Source organism: Gottschalkia acidurici 9a (assembly GCF_000299355.1).
Lineage (GTDB): Bacteria > Bacillota > Clostridia > Tissierellales > Gottschalkiaceae > Gottschalkia > Gottschalkia acidurici.
The window spans coordinates 829955-854085 of the sequence record NC_018664.1; the positions used below are offsets into that span (position 1 = coordinate 829955).

The 24131-nt window shown below is 30.0% G+C and carries 24 protein-coding genes, 1 riboswitch and 1 other annotated feature; of the genes, 22 read left to right on the forward strand and 2 right to left on the reverse strand.

The features are described from left to right. The first annotated feature begins 162 nt into the window (after positions 1 to 162). From CURI_RS03750 to CURI_RS03830, 18 genes are all read left to right on the forward strand, one after another. A complete protein-coding gene (locus CURI_RS03750; protein ID WP_014966950.1) occupies positions 163 to 1233 on the forward strand; it encodes a tetratricopeptide repeat-containing glycosyltransferase family 2 protein in 1071 nt (356 codons plus the stop codon). Between the two features lie 210 nt (positions 1234 to 1443). Further along, positions 1444 to 1625, forward strand: a riboswitch (Lysine riboswitch). 145 nt (positions 1626 to 1770) lie between these two features. Beyond that, positions 1771 to 2607, forward strand: a complete 837-nt coding sequence (locus CURI_RS03755; protein ID WP_014966951.1) for a transporter substrate-binding domain-containing protein — start codon at positions 1771 to 1773, stop codon at positions 2605 to 2607. 67 nt (positions 2608 to 2674) lie between these two features. After that, a complete protein-coding gene (locus tag CURI_RS03760) occupies positions 2675 to 3448 on the forward strand; it encodes an amino acid ABC transporter permease (protein ID WP_041701511.1) in 774 nt (257 codons plus the stop codon). A gap of 17 nt (positions 3449 to 3465) precedes the next feature. Next, on the forward strand, positions 3466 to 4200 hold the full coding sequence (locus tag CURI_RS03765) for an amino acid ABC transporter ATP-binding protein (RefSeq protein ID WP_014966953.1): 735 nt from the start codon (positions 3466 to 3468) through the stop codon (positions 4198 to 4200). Between the two features lie 331 nt (positions 4201 to 4531). Beyond that, on the forward strand, positions 4532 to 5218 hold the full coding sequence (locus CURI_RS03770; RefSeq protein ID WP_014966954.1) for a CDGSH iron-sulfur domain-containing protein: 687 nt from the start codon (positions 4532 to 4534) through the stop codon (positions 5216 to 5218). 292 nt (positions 5219 to 5510) lie between these two features. Next, the gene (locus CURI_RS03775) at positions 5511 to 7514 is read left to right on the forward strand and encodes a methyl-accepting chemotaxis protein (RefSeq protein ID WP_014966955.1); all 2004 of its coding nucleotides are present in this window, start codon (positions 5511 to 5513) and stop codon (positions 7512 to 7514) included. Positions 7515 to 7835: 321 nt separating this feature from the next. Further along, the gene (locus CURI_RS03780; RefSeq protein WP_014966956.1) at positions 7836 to 8411 is read left to right on the forward strand and encodes a CD3073 family putative ECF transporter S component; all 576 of its coding nucleotides are present in this window, start codon (positions 7836 to 7838) and stop codon (positions 8409 to 8411) included. Continuing rightward, positions 8404 to 8904: a CD3072 family TudS-related putative desulfidase gene (locus tag CURI_RS03785; protein WP_014966957.1), complete on the forward strand. Its 501-nt coding sequence runs from the start codon at positions 8404 to 8406 to the stop codon at positions 8902 to 8904. The genes CURI_RS03780 and CURI_RS03785 overlap by 8 nt, the downstream gene beginning before the upstream one ends. Before the next feature lie 326 nt (positions 8905 to 9230). Next, positions 9231 to 9353, forward strand: a complete 123-nt coding sequence (locus tag CURI_RS16310) for a hypothetical protein (protein WP_266353824.1) — start codon at positions 9231 to 9233, stop codon at positions 9351 to 9353. A 12-nt stretch (positions 9354 to 9365) separates the two neighbouring features. Then, positions 9366 to 10055 carry a Fic/DOC family protein gene (locus CURI_RS03790; protein ID WP_014966958.1) on the forward strand — a complete coding sequence of 230 codons (690 nt, stop codon included), beginning with the start codon at positions 9366 to 9368 and terminating at the stop codon, positions 10053 to 10055. Between the two features lie 129 nt (positions 10056 to 10184). Further along, positions 10185 to 10452, forward strand: a binding site (T-box leader). A 50-nt stretch (positions 10453 to 10502) separates the two neighbouring features. Continuing rightward, a complete protein-coding gene (locus tag CURI_RS03795) occupies positions 10503 to 12059 on the forward strand; it encodes a 2-isopropylmalate synthase (protein WP_014966959.1) in 1557 nt (518 codons plus the stop codon). A 226-nt stretch (positions 12060 to 12285) separates the two neighbouring features. After that, positions 12286 to 13098 carry a MerR family transcriptional regulator gene (locus CURI_RS03800; RefSeq protein ID WP_014966960.1) on the forward strand — a complete coding sequence of 271 codons (813 nt, stop codon included), beginning with the start codon at positions 12286 to 12288 and terminating at the stop codon, positions 13096 to 13098. A 272-nt stretch (positions 13099 to 13370) separates the two neighbouring features. After that, positions 13371 to 13766 (forward strand): RidA family protein, encoded by a 396-nt coding sequence (locus CURI_RS03805; RefSeq protein WP_014966961.1) that lies wholly within the window; start codon positions 13371 to 13373, stop codon positions 13764 to 13766. Positions 13767 to 14013: 247 nt separating this feature from the next. After that, on the forward strand, positions 14014 to 14484 hold the full coding sequence (locus CURI_RS03810; RefSeq protein WP_014966962.1) for a GNAT family N-acetyltransferase: 471 nt from the start codon (positions 14014 to 14016) through the stop codon (positions 14482 to 14484). A 112-nt stretch (positions 14485 to 14596) separates the two neighbouring features. After that, positions 14597 to 14971 carry a cytidine deaminase family protein gene (locus CURI_RS03815; RefSeq protein ID WP_014966963.1) on the forward strand — a complete coding sequence of 125 codons (375 nt, stop codon included), beginning with the start codon at positions 14597 to 14599 and terminating at the stop codon, positions 14969 to 14971. Between the two features lie 144 nt (positions 14972 to 15115). Continuing rightward, positions 15116 to 15814: an MBL fold metallo-hydrolase gene (locus CURI_RS03820; protein WP_014966964.1), complete on the forward strand. Its 699-nt coding sequence runs from the start codon at positions 15116 to 15118 to the stop codon at positions 15812 to 15814. A gap of 41 nt (positions 15815 to 15855) precedes the next feature. After that, a complete protein-coding gene (locus CURI_RS03825) occupies positions 15856 to 16371 on the forward strand; it encodes a GrpB family protein (RefSeq protein WP_014966965.1) in 516 nt (171 codons plus the stop codon). A gap of 109 nt (positions 16372 to 16480) precedes the next feature. Beyond that, positions 16481 to 16978, forward strand: coding sequence for a GNAT family N-acetyltransferase (locus CURI_RS03830; protein ID WP_014966966.1), 498 nt, complete (start codon positions 16481 to 16483; stop codon positions 16976 to 16978). A 212-nt stretch (positions 16979 to 17190) separates the two neighbouring features. Here CURI_RS03830 and CURI_RS03835 read toward each other — a convergent pair whose 3' ends face one another. Continuing rightward, positions 17191 to 18084, reverse strand: coding sequence for a CPBP family intramembrane glutamic endopeptidase (locus CURI_RS03835; protein WP_014966967.1), 894 nt, complete (start codon positions 18082 to 18084; stop codon positions 17191 to 17193). Between the two features lie 232 nt (positions 18085 to 18316). On the opposite strand from CURI_RS03835, the gene CURI_RS03840 reads away from it, so the two are divergent. Both CURI_RS03840 and CURI_RS03845 read left to right on the forward strand, forming a co-directional pair. Further along, the gene (locus CURI_RS03840) at positions 18317 to 18856 is read left to right on the forward strand and encodes a PadR family transcriptional regulator (RefSeq protein WP_014966968.1); all 540 of its coding nucleotides are present in this window, start codon (positions 18317 to 18319) and stop codon (positions 18854 to 18856) included. A gap of 423 nt (positions 18857 to 19279) precedes the next feature. Beyond that, entirely contained in the window at positions 19280 to 20578 is a 1299-nt protein-coding gene (locus CURI_RS03845; RefSeq protein ID WP_014966969.1) for an acetamidase/formamidase family protein, read from the forward strand. A gap of 190 nt (positions 20579 to 20768) precedes the next feature. Here the strand turns inward: CURI_RS03845 and CURI_RS03850 are convergent, their stop codons facing one another. Continuing rightward, positions 20769 to 21638 carry a methionyl aminopeptidase gene (locus CURI_RS03850; protein ID WP_014966970.1) on the reverse strand — a complete coding sequence of 290 codons (870 nt, stop codon included), beginning with the start codon at positions 21636 to 21638 and terminating at the stop codon, positions 20769 to 20771. A gap of 355 nt (positions 21639 to 21993) precedes the next feature. On the opposite strand from CURI_RS03850, the gene CURI_RS03855 reads away from it, so the two are divergent. Beyond that, positions 21994 to 22260, forward strand: a complete 267-nt coding sequence (locus CURI_RS03855) for a CD3324 family protein (protein WP_014966971.1) — start codon at positions 21994 to 21996, stop codon at positions 22258 to 22260. Positions 22261 to 22475: 215 nt separating this feature from the next. Then, positions 22476 to 24023 (forward strand): ABC-F family ATP-binding cassette domain-containing protein, encoded by a 1548-nt coding sequence (locus CURI_RS03860; protein WP_014966972.1) that lies wholly within the window; start codon positions 22476 to 22478, stop codon positions 24021 to 24023. Positions 24024 to 24131 lie beyond the last annotated feature (108 nt).

Below are 24131 nucleotides of genomic sequence, written 5' to 3' on the forward strand. Positions count from 1 at the left end.
TGATAAACATAAAAAGGTTGATTCATCAGCGTTTAAAAACATTAAGAATATTTATATTAAAGAAGGTTTTATAAAAAATAATTTCCTTATACGAAAGTTTTTTATATCAAAGCATATAATTCTTATAGATATTGAAACTATAGTATAAAGGGGAGACAGATTATGGCAGAAATTAGTCTATGTATGATTGTTAAAAACGAGGAAGCCGTCTTAAGTCGATGTTTAGATAGTGTTCTAAATATTGTAGATGAAATCATCATAGTAGATACAGGTTCTACGGACAACACTAAGAAAATAGCTAAACAATACACTGATAAGGTATATGATTTTGAATGGGTAGATGACTTTTCTAAAGCAAGAAATTTTTCATTTTCTTTGGCAACAAAAGACTATATAATTTGGCTAGATGCTGATGATGTAATAATGGAAGAAGATGCAATAAAACTAATAGAATTTAAGAAAAGTCTTTTATCTAATTATGATTTAGTATCAATGAACTATGATGTGGGGTTTGATGAAAATGGTAATCTAACTTTATCTTATTATCGTGAACGGATCTTTAAAAGAATTATGAATTATCAATGGGTTGAGCCAGTACATGAGGTAATTCCTCTGCAAGGAAACATTTATTATTTAGATGCTTCTATTACTCATAAAAAGGAGCATGTGAACGAGGAAGGTAGAAATATTCGTATTTATGAAAATATTTTAGCTAAGGGAGAATCATTAAGCACTAGAGGCACTTATTACTACGCTCGAGAGCTATACTACAATAAAAGATATGAGGATGCTATAAAGTATTTTAATGACTTTTTAGATTCTAATAAGGGATGGATAGAAGACTGTATAAATGCTTGCGAGATGATATCACACTGTTATTCACAATTAAAGGATGAGAAAAGCAGCTTAAAAAGTCTTTTTAGAAGTTTTGAGTACGAGGTTCCTAGATCAAATATTTGTTGTGAAATTGGTAAATATTATTTTAATAGAGAAGATTACAACTCTGCGATTTTTTGGTATAAATTAGCTATACAGCAAAAATCTACTTTACAAAAAAGTGGATTCGTTTATCATGACTATTATGGATATATACCTAATATACAACTGTGTGTGTGCTACCACAGACTCGGAAATATAGGCGAAGCTATAAAGTATAATGAAATAGCAGGAACTTATAAGCCTAATGATAGAGCGTTCTTATATAACAAAGACTATTTTAGCAAAAATGAATAGAAACTTAAGAAAAAGATAGAGATTTGTGAAAATAGATACTTATAGTCTATTAATCTTAAATATACATATTAAGTAAGTTGTGATCTTAATTATGTTTATATAGTCCTAAATAAGTTTATTATGTAGAATTATCGTAGTCAGGTTGACATATAAAATAAGTTATTGTAAACTGTATAATATGTATTATAACTTCATATAATCTCACTTTTTCAGGTGAGTAGAGGTGCGATATTTAACAGTCTTTAGTGGAGCGTGAGAAGCATTGATGCTAAGGAGAAGGAAATATCGCCGAAGTGGTTAATATTCTCAGTATTAACTGCTGGGTCTGTAGTTAAGAGCTACAGAACTGTCTCAATAAACTTCCATGGTTATTGGGTTGTGCTATCTCGTTATGGAAAACAAGAGCATTTAATGGCAACTATGCATAATTACGACCAGAGTTTATCTCCGGTCGTTTTTTGTTTAATAATGTCATGGATCTAAACTAAATAAATAGTGTCATTATAAAACTTAACATAAAAAGGAGGAGAAAAAAGAATGATAAAAAAATTATCACTATTAACAATAATGATTCTATCATCCGTTTTAATTTTAGCGGGATGTGGCGGAAGTGATAGTTCTAAAAATGGAAATGCAGAGTCAGACACATTTAGAGTTGGTCTTGAATGTGGATATCCACCATTTAACTGGACTCAAATGAATGATTCTAACGGTGCAGTTAAAATTGATGGAAATGCAGAATATGCGGGTGGATATGATATAGAAATGGCTAAAAAGATAGCTGAAGGACTAGGAAAAAAATTAGTTGTTGTTAAAGTTGAATGGGATGGTCTTGTACCAGCATTAACTTCAGGCAAAATCGATGCCATAATAGCGGGTATGTCACCAACAAATCTGCGTAAAGAAACAATAGACTTTTCAGATAACTACTATAAATCTGACTTAGTTATGGTTGTTAAGAAAGGTAGTAAGTACGAAAATGCAGCATCTATACAAGACTTTAAAGGTGCTAAAGTGACTGGTCAATTAAATACATTCCATTACTCAGTAATAGATCAAATTAAAGGTGTATCTAAGCAACCAGCTATGGATAACTTTACAGCAATGAGAGTTGCACTTGAATCAGGAGTTATTGATGGATATATTTCTGAACGTCCAGAAGGTGTTAGTGCTACTGCTGTTAATAAGAATCTTAAAATGGTAGAATTTAAAGATGGATTTGAAACTTCAGATGATGATACTTCAATTGCTGTAGGAATACCAAAAGGCAGTGAACTGGCTGAAAAGATTAATAAAGTTTTAGCAGGTATTTCTGAAGAAGAACGTTTAAATATAATGGATAATGCAATAAAAAATCAGCCATCAGCAAAATAATTTATAATTAAAAACAGAATGCGATTTAATGCATTCTGTTTTATGGTTTTTCTAAAGGAGGATAAAGATGAGTTTTGATTGGATAGTAAAGATTGTCTCAGAAAACTGGCCCATGTTTATTCGTGGAGCTGGTGTAACACTTGTAATTTCAATTATAGGTACGATTATAGGTACAGGTATTGGTTTATTAATAGGAGTTATAAGAACTGTTCCAGTGCCTGAAAGAGGATTAAAAAGAACTACTTTAAAAGTTATTAACTCTATACTTTCTATTTATATAGAAATATTCCGTGGAACACCTATGATTGTACAAGCTATGGTAATATACTATGGATCAGCCCTGGCATTCGGTATAGATATGAATAGATTATATGCAGCAATTTTTATTGTTTCTATTAATACAGGAGCGTACATGTCAGAGATTGTTCGTGGTGGTATTGTTTCTATAGATAAGGGACAATTTGAAGCAGCTCAAGCAGTAGGTATGAACCATATTCAAACTATGAAAAATGTAGTTTTACCACAAGTAATTCGTAACATTTTACCAGCAACAGGTAATGAATTTGTTATAAATATAAAAGATACATCAGTCCTTAATGTTATATCTGTAACAGAGCTATTTTTCCAAACAAAGTCAATCGCAGGAAATAACTTTAGATATTTTGAGTCATTCTTTGTTGCAAGTGTTATTTATTTGGTAATGACTTTTACAATTACAAGAATATTAAGATATATTGAAAGAAGATTAGATGGTCCGGAAAATTACATTATGATTGCTAATCAGATGCAAGTAGAAACACCTGAAGACATATTAAAGAGAAAAAACAAAGAAAATAGATAAAAGAAAGGAGGATAATCATGGAGAAAGTAATTGAGATTAAGCATTTAAGTAAATCATTTGGTAGTCATGAAGTTCTAAAAGATATTGATTTTTCAGTAAATAAAGGAGAAGTAGTTTGCATAATAGGATCATCTGGATCTGGTAAATCGACTCTTCTTCGTTGTGTTAATTTATTAGAAAAGCCAAGTGGTGGAGAAATTATTTATCATGGAGAAAATATTTTAGATGATAAGCATGATATTTATGAATATCGTACAAAATTAGGAATGGTATTCCAGCAGTTTAATCTATTTAATAATCATGACGTTTTAAGTAACTGCGTGGTAGGTCAAATGAAAGTATTGAAACGTTCAAAAGAAGAAGCGGAAAAAATAGCAATGAAATATTTAAAAGTTGTTGGAATGGATAAATATATAAATGCTAAACCAAAACAACTATCTGGTGGTCAAAAGCAACGAGTTGCTATTGCTAGAGCACTTTCTATGGAGCCAGACGTTATGCTGTTTGATGAGCCAACATCTGCACTAGATCCTGAGATGGTAGGGGAAGTTCTTAAAATTATGAAAGAGCTTGCTGAAACAGGTCTTACGATGTTAATAGTTACTCATGAAATGGAATTTGCCAAAGATGTATCTGATCGTGTAGTATTTATGGATAAAGGGGTTATAGCAGAAGAAGGAAGTCCAGAGCAAATTTTTAATAATCCAACACAAGAGCGTACAAGGGAATTCCTAAAACGTACTTTAGCGTAATATACTATAAATATAAAAGAATAAATGAACATTAAAATAGGGGAAATTGTATTTCCCCTATTTTTATATGAAAAATGCTGTTCTTAGATAAGGAAGGTTGAATGTATTAAGTAATCGTGTTAAGGTTTTCTATAAGTATGATCTTATATTAGCTTTGCTTATTAGTTAAATGATAGCATACTTAAAGAAGATAGTGAGAGTAGAATAATCTAGAAATATATTCAGATAAATTATCTGATAAAAAGTATATTAACTTTTACTATATGGGAAATATAAATGTCTAGATGTACTTATTAAATGAAGTCAAAGGAATAGAAGGGTGATGTTAACAATGTCAAATGATAAAAAAGAATGCAAAATAAAAGTAATAAAGGATGGTCCATATATTGTTTCTGGTAATGTACCATTATATGAGAAAATAATAGTTAAAAAGGGAAAAGGATATGAACTTAAAGATGGACGTGAGATACAGCAATCTAGTGAATATGCTCTATGTCGCTGTGGTAAGTCTAAAAATCCACCATTTTGTGATGGTTCTCATGTGAAAGAAGATTTTGTTGGAACTGAAACTGCAGAAAAATCCAAATTTGAAGATAGAGCAGAGATATTAGAGGGGACTACTATAGATCTTTTAGATGATAAAAGATGTGCTTTTGCCCGTTTCTGTCATAGCGAAAACGGAAGTGCGTGGGAGCTGACAAAAAGTTCAGATACTGACGAAAAGCGTAATGAAGCTATAAAGGCAGCTAGTGAATGTCCAGCTGGAAGATTGGTAGCCGTGGATAAAGATGGAAATATGATTGAACCTGAATACGAACCTTCTATAGAAATCCTTCAAGATCCAGAAAAACAAGCAAGTGCTGGAATATTTGTAAAGGGAGGTATTCCAATTGAGTCGGCAGATGGAGATATCTATGAAAGAAGAAATAGAGTAACCCTATGTCGCTGTGGGAAATCTAAGAATAAGCCTTTCTGTGATGGTACACATGACTCAGTAAAGTTTTTAGATAGAGAATAAAAAGCTTTTTACTATAAAAATACTTACTAATATAATGTCAAAGAAATAAATTATATTGCCGTATTGAAAAATTAAATTTAACATAACCAAGTTATTTACTTAAAAATCTTGAATACATTGAAAAATCATGTTAAAATTTTTCCAGATGAGGATGTTCTTTCGACTTAGTTCGTTTAGTAACTTACTATTTTACAGAGAGACATCCTCATTTTAATATGCTTTTTATTTAGATCAATGATTGAATATATAGAAATAATTAAGCACAATAATTAAAATTGAAAGGAGGATTCAAATGAAAAGAATTCAAATGAAGAGTATTAAGACAAAACTAATTATCAGCTTTTCTATATTAATTATATTATCTTCAATAATTTTGGGAATTGTTTCTTTAACAAGTTTTAATAGTACCCTTATAAAAGAAGCTGAAAATTCACTTTCTTCTCTAGCTGTTGAGGACTCAAAACTGACATCTAGCAGATTAGAAACTGAAAAACGTACATTAGAAATGTTAGCATTGAACGAGGCTATTTATAGTATGGATTGGAATAGGCAGCAACAAGTGCTACAGACACAGTTAAGTAAAACAGATTTTATAGTTATGGCAATTGTTCAAATGGATGGAACTGCTAACTACCCAGATGGTACTACGAGTCAATTAGGTGACAGAGATTATATTCAAAAAGCACTAAATGGTGAAACTGCTATATCTGACGTATTAATCAGTAAGGTGACAAATGAGCCTGTTATTATGATAGCTACTCCTATATACAAAGATAATATGGTAGTTGGAGCTTTAATTGGTCGTAAAGATGGAAATTCTCTAAGTGAGATTGTGGATGATACTGGATATGGTAAAAAGGGATATGGTTATATTGTAAATAGTAAAGGTACTATAATAGCTCACCCAGACAGAGATAAAGTGCTTAGTCAGTTTTCACCAATTGAAGAAGCTAAGAAAGATAATAGTTTGATGTCCATATCTAATATATTTAAAAAAATAATAAAAGAGAAAAATGGAGTTAGTACATACAACTATAACGGAAATGATTTATATGCAGGATATGCAGAAATTAAAGGTAGTGACTGGATATTTGTGATTACTGCAAATCAAGATGAAGTCTTGTCTGCAATATCTATGTTACAAAATAAAATAATAATAGTTGTATCAATAGTTTTATTAATAAGCATATTAATTTCATATATGATTGGTAATTCTATTGTTAAACCAATTATTGAAATGGTTCGTCATTCTGAAAAAATAGCTAAGTTAGATATATCTAGTGACATTGATAAAAAGTATCTAGATAAGAAAGATGAGATAGGGGTACTGTCAAGAGCTCTTCAAAGCATAGCTTATGGAGTTAGAGAAATTGTAGGAGACATAAGTAACTCATCAGAGCAATTAGCTGCTTCATCAGAGGAACTAACAGCAACTTCACAACAATCAGCAAATGCTGCTGAAGAAGTATCTATTACCGTAGGTGAAATAGCAAGAGGGGCTTATGATCAGGCAAGAAGCACTGAAATTGGATCTACAAAGGCGAACGTACTAGGAGAAATGATTGAAAAAAATCAAAATCATTTAAATGAACTAAATAGTGCTACAGAAAAGGTAGGACAAGTATTAATTGAAGGTCTAAAAGAAATAGAGTATTTATCTAAAAAAACGGAAGAAAGCAATCGAGCCTCAAAGGAAATACATGACGTTATATTAAAAACTAATGAAAGCTCTACTAGAATTGGACAGGCAAGTAATTTGATATCTTCTATTGCAGATCAAACTAACTTATTAGCTCTAAATGCAGCTATAGAAGCAGCAAGGGCAGGTGATGCTGGAAAAGGATTCTCTGTAGTAGCAGAAGAGATTAGAAAACTTGCAGAACAGTCATCAGTTTCAACTAAAGATATTGATGATATGGTAAAGGATTTACAAAAAAATTCTAAAGATGCTGTTAATACAATAATAGAAATGGACAAGGTAATAGAAGAGCAAACATACAGTGTAAATAATAATAAGAATAACTATATTGCAATTAAAGAAGCAACATCAAATGCAAGCGATGCTGTAGGTCAATTAAACGTTTCTGGAGAAGAAATGAATAAAATGAAAAATGAAATACTAGATATTTTACAAAATCTTTCTAGTATTGCAGAAGAAAACTCTGCAGCTAATCAACAAGTAACTGCATCTATGGAAGAACAATCCGCATCCATTGAAGAACTTGCTAACTCTAATGAAGCTTTAGCGAGCTTGGCTCAAGATTTACAAAGTATAGTTAATAAATTTAATATATAAGTACTATATAAGACAAAGACACCTGAATGTAAATTCGGGTGTTTTTTTATATTAAAAAATGATTATTACTTAATTTTAAATAGTTAAATCTTTTATTTTAAGATTTATTGAATATACGAAAATAATATAGATGAATATTTCAGATAGATACATTGTTTTATTATGTTTTTATTAATTAAAGTTAAATCTATAGCAAAATAGATATAGGACATATCTATAAACAAGCTATAATGTATTAATTATTTTAATTTTACTAAGCTTTATTCAAATAATATAATTATAGGGAATCTTAATGAGAAATGTTTGATAAGGAGGAATAATGTGAAAAATTCGCCATTTCAGTCAACAAATAATATGATTATAGCATCACTAGGTATTGTTATTAATATTGCACTTGGAACACTGTTGCAGATCATTCAAATTCCACTACTATTCCTAGATACTATAGGAACTATATTTGTGGCTGTAGTACTAGGTCCATTTGCTGGAGCATTGACAGGGGGATTAACAAATATCATTCAAGGTATACTTACTAATCCTAAAGACATTCCTTTTGCTATAGTTAATATAGTTGTTGGTTTAGTAGTAGGTTTTATAGCTAAAAAGTATAAATTCAATTTTAAAGTAGCTATAATTACTGGATTGATCATATCAGTAGTGGCACCTTTAATAGGAACTCCAATAGCCGTGTTTATTTCTGGAGGAGCAACAGGGGGAGGAACTGATATTATTTTTGCTTGGTTACTAGCAAGTGGTCATAAAATATTTACTGCTGCATTTATACCTAGAATAGCGGGTAATCTTATAGATAAAATAGCTAGTTGTATCATGGTCGCTTTATTAATAGAAGCGATACCTAGTAATTTAATACCAAAAAAGGCTAGTAAAGATGCATAGAGGAAAAGAAATAATATACACAGCTCACTGTGTACTAAACCAAAATTCTGTTATAAGAGACTGGGAAAGAGCCATAGGTGCTTTTAATGATATTATAAGAGTTATATTAGATAATAATATTTCCATAATACAACTACCTTGTCCTGAATTTAGCTTTTTAGGCGAAGCTCGTCCTCCTATGACGAAAGAAGAATATAATACAAAAGAATATAGAAGTGCATGTTCAGATATATCTAAAAAAGTTGTAGAACAAATGAAAGAGTATATAAATAATAATTATAAAATTATTGGACTAGTAGGTATAACAGGAAGTCCATCTTGTGATATTCTAGGTGAAAGAGGAATATTTATGGAAGAACTACAACAGTTAATGACTAACGAGGATATACGCTTAGAAGTGTTTGAAATTCCTGGGGATTATGTTGAGGGAGAACATGAAAAGGTTATAGATGAATTTAGGGTGTTTATTAATAAAAATAGAAATATAGGTTAAAAATAAAGCTATGTTAGGCTAAAAGTATCAAAAAGCAAAATACTATAAAAAAATAATAAATACTTTCTATAGTTAAAGAAAGTACTTTATTATTTTTTGATAGATTTTTGAACATAATATATGTAAAGAAATAAGAGGGTATACAGTAATGTGTTATAGGTCTGTATTTATTATAATAAGCATATAATCCAGTTAATAAAGTATACTTTATAATAGAAAATGGCTTATTGTTTATAGATTACAAGTATGATAAAGTTATATATAAATAGAAAGCGGGTGAGGCATATGAAAGATATAGAAAAATTATTAAAGAAGTTAATGGTACAATGGCTATGGAAGGTATGCCTTTGAATGAAGAGGATAAAGAAAGAATTAGAGAATGTTTAAGTGAGAAAGTAAGTTTTGAAGAAATGAAAAGAAAAATTATTGTGAAGCACACTAAGCGATAGGTATGAAATACTATGAATAAAGACTATACATATAGTTATGAATGGGACAGTAAATATTGTTATGAAAATTCATTTATACTAAAAAATAAGTTTAATATAATTGATGGAAAAGAGCTTAGCTCAGCTGAAAGAGAATATACATCTTTATCAATAGCTGAAATAAAATACACACCTATTAAGGGTGATTTTGATCTAAAGCATTTGCAGGATATACACAAACATATTTTTAGAGATATTTATGAATGGGCTGGTGAAATAAGAACTGTTAACATATCAAAAGGAAATGCATTTTATAACCATATGTATATCATAGATGGTGCAAACAATATATTTTCTGAACTGAAAAAGGAAAACTATTTACTCGAAACATCACAAAAAGATATATACAGTAGGCTTGCTTACTATTTGGGAGAAATTAATGTAATACATCCTTTCAGAGAAGGTAATGGAAGGTGCCAAAGAGTAATGATAGAATATTTAGCACAAGTATCAGGATACAATATTGACTTTTCTGATGTGTTAGATATAGAAATGATTGAAGCAAGTGTTGACTCTTTTAATTGTGATTATACTAAAATGATAGAAATGTTTAAAAAAATAACAACACCGATTATAAGAGAAGAACAAAAAATCTTTATAGATAAAATAGCAACTAAAAATAGTTTGATATTAAAAGCATATAATAATTTAAATCAGAAATAAAAACACTTTCTTTAAAATAGAAGGCGTTTTTTTATTTAATAATTATTAAAACATAATGAATAAAAAAATTATAATAATGCATTGACATAAGTGATAAATTATAGTAGTATTGTAAAAACAAAACTAAATATTAAGACTAAGATTAGGAATAGTAGAGAGCAATAAATTTTTCAGCGAGCTGATGGTTGGTGAGAATCAGTAGGTTTAGACTCTTGAACTCACCTATGAGTAATTGCCTGACAATGTAGGGTATATCGGAATTCTCCGTTATCAGAATAGATAGTGTTAGCTATTGAAAGAGTGGATTTTTTGTATATTTATATACTTTTTTAAGTGTATATAAATTTATAAAAAATCAATTAGAGTGGTACCACGGGAATATAACCTCGTCTCTTAAATGAGACGAGGTTTTTTTGTATTTTAAATTAAGCAAAGGAGTTGGTAATAATGAAAAAGATATTAGTTTTTGATACTACATTAAGAGATGGTGAACAAGTACCTGGAGCAAAGCTTAACTTACATCAAAAAATAGAAATAGCTAAACAACTTATAAAATTAAATGTAGACATTATAGAAGCAGGATTTCCATCATCATCACCTGGAGATTTTAAATCAGTAGAAACTATAGCAAAAAAGATAGGAGATAAAGCTATGATAACAGCTCTTGCTAGAGCAGTTAAATCTGATATTACATCCGTATATGAAAGCGTAAAACATGCACAAGATCCACTTATTCATATTGTATTAGGTACATCTAATGTACACGTAGAAAAGAAATTCAGTAAAACAAAAGAACAGGTATTGGAAACTGGAGTTGAAGCAGTAAAGTATGCAAAGAGTCTTCTTCCAAATGTTCAGTACTCAACAGAAGATGCATCAAGAAGTGACTTTGAATATCTTTGGAAAACCATAGAGGCTGTAGTGAAGGCTGGAGCTACTATGATTAATATACCTGACACTGTCGGCTATGCAGTACCAGAAGAGTTTGGAGAACTAATAAGAAAAATAAACTATCGTCTTAAAAACCTTAATGACAAAGTGATATTAAGTGTTCATTGTCATAATGATACTGGATTAGCTACTGCAAATACTCTTGCAGCTATAAAAAATGGTGCAGATAAAATAGAGTGTACTATAAACGGAATAGGGGAAAGAGCAGGAAATACAGCATTAGAAGAAGTAGTTATGGGACTTAAGTTAAGAAAAGAATATTATAATGCCGATACTAACATAGTAACTAGGGAAATAAAGAAAACATCAAATTTAGTAAGTGGCTTGATGGGATTGGATGTTCAAGTTAATAAAGCTATAACTGGAGATAATGCTTTCTCTCATTCATCTGGTATTCACCAAGATGGACTATTAAAAAATAGAGACGTTTATGAGGTTATAAGACCAGAAGACGTAGGCGTTAATAATATGGAGTTAGTCTTAACTGCTAGATCAGGAAGACATGCATTTAAGGATGCTATTACTAGCTTAGGATTAGAAATAGGTAATGAAATAGAATTCGATGATTTATTTAAGAGATTTTTAGAACTTGCAGATATGAAAAAAGAAGTCTATCATCATGATTTAATCTATTTAATAGAAAAATACTATCATGATAATGACAGTATGGCTAATGAGAGATTTATGGAAATAGGAAAAAAACTGTATGAGATAGAGTCTTTACAGGTAATAAGCAATGATATATTCCCTACAGCAACAGTAAAGATAAAAAAGGGAGACGAAATTCTAATAGAAAGCTCAGTAGGGCATGGACCTATAGATGCCCTTTATACGGCTATAAAAAATGCAGTTAAACTGGATGTAGAATTAAAGGAATATAAAATAAATAGTATGTCAAGAGGCAAAGATGCACTAGGAAGAGTATCTATAGTAATAGATTACAATGGAAAAGAATACTCTTCTAAGGCAACAGAGACAGATATAATAAGATCGAGTGCTGTAGCATTTATAAATGGAATTAATTCTATAATACTAGATGATGAGTTGATATAGTTTGAACTGAAGTGAACTATCTACTAAATTGATATTAAGATTAATAATTATTAGAATATAACACTTTCTTAGAAATAGAAAGTGTTATATCACTTTTACATATTACCTTTATTAATATAGTAGTTATAGAAAATTAAGAAATTAAATAAGGTATTGACTCTCACATTATGTGAGGTACTATTGTTAAATTGTAGCTAGAATAATGATGTTTTAAGGAGTTGATTTTATGTTTAAGATTGGAGATTTTTCGAAGCTAGCAAGAGTATCTATACGTATGCTCAGATACTATGATGAAGTGGGACTTTTTAATCCTACTAAGGTAGATGATTTCACAGGATATAGATATTATTCAGCTAAACAAATTACAAAGCTAAATCTTATAGTGTCGTTACGTGATATGGGATTTAATGTAGCCGAAATATCAGTAGCTATAAATGAAGAATCTGATAATAGGTTAAAGGAAATGTTAAGCCAGAAAAGGGATGAGGCTGAGAGTAAGATTATATTAGAGCAAGAAAAATTGAAGAAAATCAACTCCGTAATTAAAAACTTAAAAAAGGAGAGAGTCAATATGAGTTATAATGTTACTTTAAAAACTGTACCATCATATAATGTGGTTTCATTGAGAGATACTATACCTGCACATGATAAAGAAGGTTTACTTTGGGAAAGATTAAGTAAATATATAGAAAATAAGGGTATTCAATGTGGTAATGTCTATTATGCTACATATCATGAAGAGGGATATAAAGAAAATGAAGTTGATGTAGAAGTTGTTATGGATGTTGCAGAATTATTAGAAAGTGATGGAGATTTCGTTTTTAAACAAAGTGAACCAATAAAACAGGCAGTGAGTATTTTAGTTCCAGGTGATTATTCAAATCTTTTACCAGCATACAATTTTTTAGGTAATTGGATAGAGGAAAATGGATATGTCATAGTTGGAAAAACACGCCAGTTACCTATAAAAGGACCTTGGAATGAGAAAAATACAAGCAATTATCTTAGTGAAGTACAAATACCGGTTGAAAAACTATAAATAGAAGGGTAAGTATGTTATCTTTATATCATCCTATAATTTAAAAATAAGTTTGTTATATAAATCAACTTAGTTTATAATATAAGACATTAATATAGTAAATATAGGGAGAAAGAAGACATGAAAAAGAGAATCTTAAAATTTTTATCTTCTGGAATTGGACATTCTACGGCTATTTTTTTCTGAATTGACTTAAGAAAGAGATAAGTTACTAAAATCTTCTTAAGTTAATAGAAATAGTAGCTAATTTATATCTGAAAGAAGGTAATTTAATGAAAAACAATAGAATACAAAGAATAAATCCGGTTGGGGTTCCAGAGCCGGTTGGTAGATATAGCCATATTACTAAAATACCAAGAGATTCTGAAATTTATGTTTCATCAGGTCAAGTAGGAGTAGACCTTAAAGGAAATATTCCTTCAAACCTTAATGATCAGGTAAGCAACACTTTCTTTAATATATCAAATTTACTATCTAGCCAAGGTTTGCATGCAGATGATGTTATAAAGATAAATATCTGGGCTACTGAACAAATAGATTGGGATTTCTTTGATTCTAAGTGGGATGAACTTTTTGGTGATAATCCACCGTCTATGACAATTGCATATATAAGTGGATTAGGATTACCTGAATTAAAAATTGAAATAGAAGTATGGGCTGCAAAGTAGTTAATCTAGGTTATTTGAATTAAGAAAACTTATCTCTTTTATATAGATTTTAGTTCTTAAGTCAATAAAGAGCAATCTAATATTAGATTGCTCTTTATTCTTCTCTTAAATATCTTATTAACAAAGAATAAGATAAAAACGCTTTAATTCTCATTAATTATTTTATAAAATATTACGAATACTAGAATCTTAAATTACAATGAATTATAATATTCAAAGATTTATAGTGGAGGTGAACTACTGTATTATGGTAGATGTTTTAATTGAACAGGTTATATTAAGAAACTCAACTGATATAGAAAAGCTTTTATATATTTGGGAGAATTCTGTAAAGGCAACTCATTTATTTTTAACACAAGATGATATCAAGATGTTAATTCCACATGTAGAATTAGGTATTGAAGGAATTGATAAACTTATTGTGGCAAAGGATAAATTAGGAGAACCTCTTGGCTTTATAGGTGTGGAAAATAAAAAGATAGAAATGCTATTTATAAGTTCAGAGCATTTTGGGAAGGGTATTGGAAAATTGCTTATTAATTATGTAATAAATACACTTGAAGCAAATCTAGTTGATGTAAATGAACAAAATCCACAAGCACTAGAATTTTATAAACATTTAGGGTTTGAAGTTTATGATAGATCAGAAACTGATGAACAAGGAAATCCATTTCCAATTCTGCATATGAAGTTTATTAAGGATAAAAGTGTGGAATAAATATAACTGGATTTTGGTGTCTTTCTGTTTGATTCTAGAAAGTATTTTTTAAGTAACCAATCTGATACCTAAAGTATTAAAAGCTAATTTTTAAGATAGAAGAGAAATAAATATGGAATTTATTAAGTTAATAGATATTGCTAAATCAACCTTGAATCCACGTGAATTGTCAAGAAGTACCTATGCAGGTTCAGTTGCCGCTGTAATATTAACTGACAAAGGTAATATTTATAAAGGCGTTTGTATTGATAGTCCATGTTCAATGGGATTCTGTGCCGAACATGCAGCTATTGCAGCAATGATTACTGCCGGTGAAAGTCGAATTGATAAGTTAGTTGCTATATGCGAAACTGGAGAAATTGTCCCCCCTTGTGGAAGATGTAGAGAATTTATTAACCAAATACATGATGAAAATTATAAATGTCAGGTACAGCTAAAAGATAAAATAGTAACTATTGCAGAACTATTGCCTGAGAGATGGAACTAATATATATAATGAACATTTTACATCTTGCCAGAAGCTTATATTAGCAGAGAGAGAACATGTTGATAAATAAAGAAATTATACTCATACTATATAGTATCTATATGCAGGCAATGTAAGTCATTATATTTTATGAGGTGAAATAAAATGAACAAAATAATAATGTTAGATATAAAATTTAAATATCAGGATGAAATACAGTCGATACATCCAGTATTGTTGATGAGTGATAATGATGTTGTTTTGGTAGACTGTGGATATCCTGGTTTTTTACCACTATTGGAAGACGAGATGAGATCAAAAGGTGTTGATCCTAGCTCAATAACCAAAGTATTGATTACTCACCACGATGATGATCATATGGGAGCTTTATTTGAAATTAAACAAAAGTATCCTAATATTAGAGTCATAGCGAGTCAAATAGAAAGTGATTATATTTGTGGTAATAAAAAATCATTACGTTTGTTACAAGCAGAAGAAGTGTTAGAGATGTTACCAGAAGAACAGAAACAATTTGGAGTCGAATTCTGTGAATCTTTAGAAAAAGTCAAACCAGTATACGTGGACATAAAGGTTAAAGATGGAGATTACTTTGATTGGGCTGGTGGTTGTGAGATATTGGAGACTCCCGGACATATGCCAGGACACATTTCCTTATATTTGAGTGAGTGTAACTCTATTATCACAGGAGACGCTGCAGTTATTGATAATAATAAACTCACTATTGCTAATCCACAATTTACATTAGATTTAGATATGGCTAAAGATTCACTTGAGAAACTTATATCTATAGATGCAGATAATTATTACTGCTATCATGGTGGAAAATTTGAGAATCAGAGATAATGATAAAAAGATATATTTAGTTTGAGGAAGAAGGTGATTAGATGAAGGTTAGAGTTGTAGAATATAAAAGAGAATGGCCTGGATTATATCTGGATGAAGCTGAGAAGATTAAAAATATACTCAAAGATGAATTAGTCAATATTTATCACATTGGAAGTACTTCAGTGGAAAACCTAAAGGCAAAACCGATTATTGATATTATGGTTGTAGTAAAGGGTATTACAAAAGTTGACAACCATAATAAAGAATTTGAATCACTTGGTTATGAGCCAAAAGGCGAATATGGTATGATCGGAAGAAGATACTTTAGAAAAGGGTTAGAAAATAGAACTCATCAAATACATATATTTGAAAGTAGTAATTCTAATGATATTGAAAGACATTTAGCTGTTCGTGATTACTTAAGAGAACATCCAGACTATGCAATTGAATATGGAGAATTGAAGAGCAAACTAGCTATAATGTTTCCTTCAGACATAGAGGCTTACTGTGATGGTAAAGATGAATTTGTTAAGGAGTTAGAAAGAAAAGCATTAGATTGGTATAAGAACAAGTAATATGCATAACATTTCGAAAAATACTAAGAATTATAGTAGATGCATTTTATTTGCTTGAAAGATATAAAAGTTTACTTAATGATAAGTACATTTTGTGAGGGATAGTTATATGAAGGAAAAATATAATTTTAAATTGGCACGAGAAAAAGATATAGACCACATTTTGGAATTAATTAAAAAGAGAATAATGTGGATGGATGACTATGGTATCGAGCAGTGGAATAAGACAAATTATATGGAATGGTATCCGAAGGAATACTTTAGTGATTGTATTTTACAAAATAGCCTATATACTCTGAGTGAAAAAGAATTTGACAAAATTGTTGGAGCTGTTGTATTGAGTGATAGTGATAAATTATGGGAAGATAAGATACCAGCTTACTATATACATAACCTAGTAACAGACTTAGATGCTAAGGGTGCGGGTTCAGCAATCATAAAATACTGTGAAGATATAGCCATTGAACATGGGAAAGATAAACTACGCTTAGATTGTCAGTCATCAAATAATAAATTAAATCAATACTACGAAAATTTAGGATTTATTTATATTGAGGAAGTACAAGATGGACTATATATCGGAAATAAAAGAGAAAAATCATTATAAGATATATTGTAGCCTACGTACTTAAGAGGACAGTAAAAGTAAAAAATAAATAATAAAAGAGCAATCAACATGATTGCTCTTTTATTATTGGAAAATTAAAATGACTTTGTAATTCAAAGAGCTATAATTATTTTCACTTATATAACATAGTAAGAACAGGTAGCCTTTAAGTTATATCAAGTATATTAGCTTTGTTATATTATCTATTTATCTCAAGTTATATTACTACCAGATATTATAGGATTTTCTTCAGAAGATTGAATAGCCTTATCTCTATTTATTCTAACCTTACGTAATATTAAGCCTAATGTGATATAAAGTGCTATAGAGATTAGGCCATATATCGGAGAAATAAATAATTCTTTTGAACGTGATATTTTTATGAATCCTACTAAGATTAAAGGATTAAGAAAAGCATCTTCAACCATATGCATTAAGACACAAGGCCAAACTGATTTAGTCAAAAGACGTAATTCTATAAAAGGTATAGACCAAGCTATCATTGTAATAGTTGCTACCAAGATAAATGTAAATCTGCTTAATCCAGTAATACTATTGATAGTGGCGTCAGTTAAGAAATATATATAATATGGAGCATGCCATAACCCCCAAATTAATCCAACTCCGATATAAAGAATAAAATCATTTTTAATAAGATAGCGTAGCTTAGGGGTAAGATATCCTTGCCATGCAAATTCTTCAGGGATGTTTTTTAAGAAGTTAGGTATAAGCGCAACTATGAATGCCTGAATATATATTTCAAATTGTGAAGTGTCAAAAGATATCCATCCTAAAGCACTTCCTATAAATATAACAAACGTTGTAAGGATAGGAAAGACTAATGATGAAACAATATACCATCTGATATTTTTCTTTAAATAAGGTTTAAATCCAATATCCTTCCAACCATCTCCTCCAAAGAACCTAAGAGCTATAGAACAAACTATTGGTGCAATAAGCCATATAAGCATTCCAAGACTTTCAATTTCATATGACTGTACTCCCATCATTAAATCTATTACTTTGCCTATCCAGCCAGAAGTAAGCACTATAATAGCAAAGATAGATACATTGCGTATAGTAATTTTTTTTACATGTTCATTCATAATTATCCCCCTTAACTTTATAAACTCTTAATATACTTATAGTCCCAAATTCATCTTTAAATTGTCAGTATATAAACACCTCCACAGAAAATATTTATGATACTTGAAATTGATATTACCTTGTTGATATATTAAACTCATATTGAATTTAATAACAATAAGTGTTACTATTAGATATATTACTAATAGTAACATTGGTTGAATTTATTGTCAATATAGAAGGGGGAAAATTATGGAATATGTAATTTTGGGTTTATTAATTTTAAAAAGTCAAACTATTTATGAACTAAACAAACATTTCGAGACAAGCATATCACTATTTTATAGTGCTAGCTATGGTAGTCTTAGAACTACAACTAATAAACTATTAAAAAAAGGGCTTATCCATTTTGAGGAAAGAAAAGAAAATGGTCGTAATAAAAAAATTTACACTATTTTAGATGAGGGAAAAGAAGAGTTTTTTAAATGGATGTATTCTGAGGTATCTCAAAGTAAATTAGAAGTGGAAGCTTTAACTAAGCTTTTCTTTCTAGGTTTAGTTGAGAGTAATGAAAATAAGAAGGCTATACTAAAAAACATCATAGAAACTACTGATGTTGAAAAAGATAATCTTGAAAATTTAGAAGAGTCAATAAAAGAAGAAAAGATTCCTGATGGATATGAAGATATAGCGTATTACCGATTGAAGACACTTAATTATGGGATACAAAGCTGTAATTTTTCGAAAGATATGTTTGAAGATATATTAAAAGAGCTAGAGGAAAGTAAATAATAAAGAAATAGCTTTATTTAAAGTACAACAATTAGATATTTTTTTAGTGATATGTATGGGATGAAAATGAAAAATAGTAGTGAAATATTAATGAGTAAAACTCTTGTCAAAGTATAAATGACAAGAGTTTTTATTGTATAAGCATTAATAATTATATAGTAAAAAGGACATTATAATAGTTACTTATGAGACTTTACATATAGGTTCAAATAATAGATATAAACTTAATTACAATGTAATGAAAAATACAACTAAGTATCAGATTTCAATACAATTAAAATCATTCTCTATTTTGTATTAGATAATGATTTTTAAGTATTTTATAAGAGTTACTTAATCTTTTAGGTAATTACGCTAAATATATTAGATAAATAAAAATATGAAAAATACTCAATGAACTTAAATAAAAAAGGAGGATATATTTTGCCAAAGGAAAGTGTATTTGTTAATGATTTTACAAATGGAATATTAGATCCAAATGGATCAATGCTTGGTCCTGTTAAGGATGGAGGAATAATAGTAGCCAATACTGCACCTGGATGTTGGGGACCTATGATTACTCCTGCATTAAGAGGAGGTCATGAAGTAACAAGACCTGTGTTCGTAGAAAACGCGGAAATAGGAGATGCAGTTGCAATCTATATTAAATCAATTACAGTAACTTCTTCAGTAGCATCTTCAGGAAATGAAGTTGCAGTAGAGAAAAATTTTGTTGGAGATCCTTTTGTGGCTGGAAGATGTCCTAATTGTGGAACACTTTATCCAGAAACAAAATTAGAGGGTATTGGATCAGCTTCTGTACATTGTGCAAAGTGTGATGAGGAAATCGCTGCGTTTCAGTTTACTAACGGTTATACTATTGCTTTAAATGAAAATAAAACGATAGGAGTTACGCTAACTAAAGAAGCATCAGAAGAAGCTGCTAAAAAGGCAAAGTCATACATGGCTGTTCCAGATAATTCAATTCAAAACCCAGTAGTAACATTTGCACCTCATGATATAGTAGGTAATATTTCAAGATTGAAACCATTTATTGGTCAACTAGGAACAACTCCATCTATACCTATGCCTGATTCTCACAATGCTGGAGATTTCGGATCATTCTTATTAGGTGCTCCACACGAGTATGCATTAACAGAGGAAGAATTGTTAAAACATAAAACTGATGGACACATGGATATTAATAGAGCAAGAGAAGGAGCAATAGTTATATGTCCTGTTAAAGTAAAGGGTGGAGGAGTCTATGTAGGAGACGTTCATGCTATGCAGGGAGATGGAGAAATAGCAGGACATACCTGTGACGTTTCTTCAGTTGTCACTTTAAAGGTAAAAGTAATCAAAAACTTAAATATTGATGGGCCAATAATATTACCTGTTGAAGAAGACCTTCCATACTTAGCTAAGCCACTAAATGTAGAGGAAAAGAAAAGAGCAATGGAATTAGCAAGTGAATGGGGAATAGAGTCACTAGAAAATACTGCTCCAATAAGCTTTGTTGGAACTGGGTCAAACCTAAATGAAGCAATAGATAATGGACTTACTAGAGCAGCTGAACTTTTTAATATAAGTGTTCCAGAAGTAAAGAATAGAACTACAATAAATGGAGCAGTGGAAATTGGAAGATATCCAGGAACTGCTACAGTTACATTTCTAGCACCCATTGAGTTATTAGAAAAAGTAGGTATCTATAGTTTAGTAAAAGAACAGTACAATCTTATATAAAATAGTCTTAGATAAATTATTTAAATATTTTAAATTCTTTATTTTATTTACTGAGACAATAAAATATAAAAAGTTTAAAAATCGAAGAGATTAAAAATAAGATTAAAGATAGATAATTAATTGAGTAATACTTGACTTCAGCTGGAGTTTCTTAGAAGACATACTTGCTCCAGCTGAAATTTATAAAAAATTACTTACTAAGTATCTCTACACCATCTTCTGTTACTAATATGGTATGCTCCCATTGTGAAGAAAGAGATCCATCTTCAGTATATACTGTCCAACCATCTTCAGAATCTACTACTATTTCATGCGACCCCTCATTTATCATAGGTTCTATAGTGAATATCATTCCAGGTACTAAAATCATTCCTTCACCCCTATTACCATAGTGAGCTACAAAAGGTTCTTCATGAAATTCAAGTCCGATACCATGGCCTCCAAAATCTTTTACTACAGAATAACCGTGTTTTTCTGCATGCTCTTGAACTGCCGCACCAATGTCGTCTAAAAATCCCCAAGGCTTTACTGCCTCAATACCTTTATATAGACATTCTCTTGAAACTTCCACTAATTTTTTTGCTTCCTCACTTGTTTCACCAATTATGAACATTCTTGAAGCGTCTGAAAAATAGCCATCTAATATAGTTGACACATCTATATTTACTATGTCTCCATTTTTGAGTATTACATTTTCACTAGGTATACCATGGCATACTTCGCTATTTATTGATGTGCATAAACTCTTAGTATACCCTTGGAAGTTGAGAGTTGCTGGAACTGCTCCTTGAGATATAGTATAGTCATGAACTAACTTATCTATTTCTTCAGTACTCATACCTTCTTTTATATTTTTAGCTACTAAGTCAAGTACAGCACTATTAACTATAGCACTCTTTCTTATACCCTCAATCTGTTCTTTAGTTTTGATAATTTGTCTTTGTGGAACTTGAAATCCTTGTGATTCTAAAGAATTTAACTTCTTATCAAATTCTATATGGCACTTTTTATATTTTAGTCCACTTCCGCACCAACATAAGTCATTTCTACTTAGATTCATATTAACATCTCCTAATATTTTATTGATTATTTAAATAGCTTTAATGCAATTACATTTTAAAAGTATGATTTAATTGTAACAGTAGTTGTTACTATAATCAAAGTCATATAGCTTTACTTTATAAATATATATGGTAAAATTACTTTAGAATTGGGTCAGAAGTATAAAATAAAATTGATAGGAGGGTTATATATGAGATCTCAACTAAATTTTACTAGAGTTGTAGGCTCTGTGCAAAGACTACATGAAGCATCAGAGCCGAATTTTATTAGACTAAATTAGATTGGATTAAAACTGTTTTGTGTGGTCTTTGCTTCATTATTTACAGATTAAATAGTAGATAGGAGCAAAGATTATGAAATATGAAAAGGCACAAAATATATTGCCAAAAGATATAATTGAATTAATTCAAGAATATATAGAAGGCGGATATTTATATATACCTGTAAAGAATAAAAATAAGAAAGCTTGGGGAGAAAACAGTGGTGCAAAAGATAGCTTGAAGGAAAGAAATAAAGAGATATTTGATTTATACAATCAAGGAGTGCCTATTAAAGAGCTTGCTGGGCAGTACTATCTTACTGAGCATAGCATTAGAAGAATAATAAGACAAGAAAAATAAATAATATAAATACAAATCGGTATTTTAATATTATAGACATTGATATTAAATACCGATTTTTTGTACATTTTTATAAGTGAATATAAACAACTTTGATACAGAATCATTCATGAACTTGAGTAGTATAAAGCACCAATGTTATTATGTGACTAGAAAGACTTATATTTAATAAGCAAATTTTAAAATAAGAATTTTTAGAAAAGGAAAGTATAACAATGAGTATTTTAACTGTTAAAAATATGAGCCATGGATTTGGAGATAGAGCTATATTTGAAAATGTGTCTTTTAGACTATTAAAAGGGGAACATGTTGGACTTATAGGAGATAATGGCGAAGGTAAGTCCACTTTTATGAATATAATAACAAATAAATTAATACCAGATAAAGGACAAATAGATTGGAGCAATAAAGTTAGTGTTGGATATATGGATCAACATACTGAGCTTAAAAAAGGAAAAACCATAAAATCTGTGTTAGAAGAAGCATTCGCATATCTATTTGATATGGAAATGAAGATGAATGATTTATATAATAGAATGGGCAAAATGAATGACGAAGAAATGAGTAGAGCCCTTAAGCAAATAGGTAATATTCAGGATATATTAGATAACAATGGTTTTTACAGTATAGATTCTAAGATAGAAGCAGTTGCAACAGGACTTGGACTTAGAAATTTAGGATTAAATAAGGAAGTTACAGATTTAAGTGGTGGACAGAGAACTAAGGTTTTATTAGCTAAACTTCTTTTAGAATCACCAGATATACTACTATTAGATGAACCTACAAACTATCTTGATGAAGATCATATAGAGTGGTTGAGAGCATATCTAAAAAACTATCGTAATGCGTTCATACTAATATCACATGATGTACAGTTTCTAAACAGTGTAGTTAACGTAATATGTCATGTTGAAAACAAGACATTAACAAGATATATAGGGAATTATGATAGCTTTCTAAAGGAATATGAAGCAAATAAAAAACAATTAAAATCTGCATATGAAAAACAACAAGAAGAGATAGCTAGGCTTGAGAATTTTGTTAAAAAGAATAAAGCAAGAGCTGCCACAAAAGGTATGGCAACTGCTAGACAAAAAAAGTTGGATAAGATGCAAAGGATAAAGATTTCAAGTGAAAAATCAAAACCACAGTTTCAATTCAAGTTTTCTAGAGCGTCAGGAAAGGTGATTTTTGAAGCAAAAGATTTAGTTATAGGATATAAAGAGCCTCTAACAAAACCTCTAAACTTGATAATGGAAAGAGATCAAAAAATAGCTCTAGTTGGAGCTAATGGTTTAGGAAAATCCACACTACTGAAAAGTCTAATTGGATTAATTAAGCCTATAAGTGGAAGCGTCAAATCGGGTAGTTATCAAGATATAGGTTACTTTGAACAAGAAATTAAAGAATTAAATAATAATAGTGTTGTAGATGAGGTGTGGAATGACCTTATTGAATACAATAGACATCAAATAAGAGGTGCGTTAGCTAGATGCGGACTAACAAACAAACATATAGATAGCAAGATATCAATGTTAAGTGGAGGAGAGCAAGCAAAGGTTAGACTATGTAAGCTTATAAATAAGCCTACAAACACACTGATACTAGATGAGCCAACAAATCATTTAGATGTTGAAGCAAAACGTGAGCTTAAAAGAGCATTAAAAGAATACGAGGGAAGTATACTCTTAGTATGTCATGAGTCAGAGTTTTACAGGGATGTTGTGACTGATATATGGAACTGTGAGGACTGGATTAAATAACTAATAAAGAATGTCATAGAGACTTTATGTAAAACTATATTTATATAATCAGAGTAAATAGTATAGAATAGGGGAGACCGAAATTGGAAAACAAAATTTTCGAAACTT

Bases quoted from the DNA above. Each gene is read 5' to 3' on its own strand.
- CURI_RS03750 (WP_014966950.1), top strand. From the start codon at position 163: ATGGCAGAAATTAGTCTATGTATGATTGTTAAAAACGAGGAAGCCGTC.
- CURI_RS03755 (WP_014966951.1), top strand. From the start codon at position 1,771: ATGATAAAAAAATTATCACTATTAACAATAATGATTCTATCATCCGTT.
- CURI_RS03760 (WP_041701511.1), top strand. From the start codon at position 2,675: ATGAGTTTTGATTGGATAGTAAAGATTGTCTCAGAAAACTGGCCCATG.
- CURI_RS03765 (WP_014966953.1), top strand. From the start codon at position 3,466: ATGGAGAAAGTAATTGAGATTAAGCATTTAAGTAAATCATTTGGTAGT.
- CURI_RS03770 (WP_014966954.1), top strand. From the start codon at position 4,532: ATGTCAAATGATAAAAAAGAATGCAAAATAAAAGTAATAAAGGATGGT.
- CURI_RS03775 (WP_014966955.1), top strand. From the start codon at position 5,511: ATGAAAAGAATTCAAATGAAGAGTATTAAGACAAAACTAATTATCAGC.
- CURI_RS03785 (WP_014966957.1), top strand. From the start codon at position 8,404: ATGCATAGAGGAAAAGAAATAATATACACAGCTCACTGTGTACTAAAC.
- CURI_RS16310 (WP_266353824.1), top strand. From the start codon at position 9,231: ATGGCTATGGAAGGTATGCCTTTGAATGAAGAGGATAAAGAAAGAATT.
- CURI_RS03790 (WP_014966958.1), top strand. From the start codon at position 9,366: ATGAATAAAGACTATACATATAGTTATGAATGGGACAGTAAATATTGT.
- CURI_RS03795 (WP_014966959.1), top strand. From the start codon at position 10,503: ATGAAAAAGATATTAGTTTTTGATACTACATTAAGAGATGGTGAACAA.
- CURI_RS03800 (WP_014966960.1), top strand. From the start codon at position 12,286: ATGTTTAAGATTGGAGATTTTTCGAAGCTAGCAAGAGTATCTATACGT.
- CURI_RS03805 (WP_014966961.1), top strand. From the start codon at position 13,371: ATGAAAAACAATAGAATACAAAGAATAAATCCGGTTGGGGTTCCAGAG.
- CURI_RS03810 (WP_014966962.1), top strand. From the start codon at position 14,014: ATGGTAGATGTTTTAATTGAACAGGTTATATTAAGAAACTCAACTGAT.
- CURI_RS03815 (WP_014966963.1), top strand. From the start codon at position 14,597: ATGGAATTTATTAAGTTAATAGATATTGCTAAATCAACCTTGAATCCA.
- CURI_RS03820 (WP_014966964.1), top strand. From the start codon at position 15,116: ATGAACAAAATAATAATGTTAGATATAAAATTTAAATATCAGGATGAA.
- CURI_RS03825 (WP_014966965.1), top strand. From the start codon at position 15,856: ATGAAGGTTAGAGTTGTAGAATATAAAAGAGAATGGCCTGGATTATAT.
- CURI_RS03830 (WP_014966966.1), top strand. From the start codon at position 16,481: ATGAAGGAAAAATATAATTTTAAATTGGCACGAGAAAAAGATATAGAC.
- CURI_RS03835 (WP_014966967.1), bottom strand. From the start codon at position 18,084: ATGAATGAACATGTAAAAAAAATTACTATACGCAATGTATCTATCTTT.
- CURI_RS03840 (WP_014966968.1), top strand. From the start codon at position 18,317: ATGGAATATGTAATTTTGGGTTTATTAATTTTAAAAAGTCAAACTATT.
- CURI_RS03850 (WP_014966970.1), bottom strand. From the start codon at position 21,638: ATGAATCTAAGTAGAAATGACTTATGTTGGTGCGGAAGTGGACTAAAA.
- CURI_RS03855 (WP_014966971.1), top strand. From the start codon at position 21,994: ATGAAATATGAAAAGGCACAAAATATATTGCCAAAAGATATAATTGAA.
- CURI_RS03860 (WP_014966972.1), top strand. From the start codon at position 22,476: ATGAGTATTTTAACTGTTAAAAATATGAGCCATGGATTTGGAGATAGA.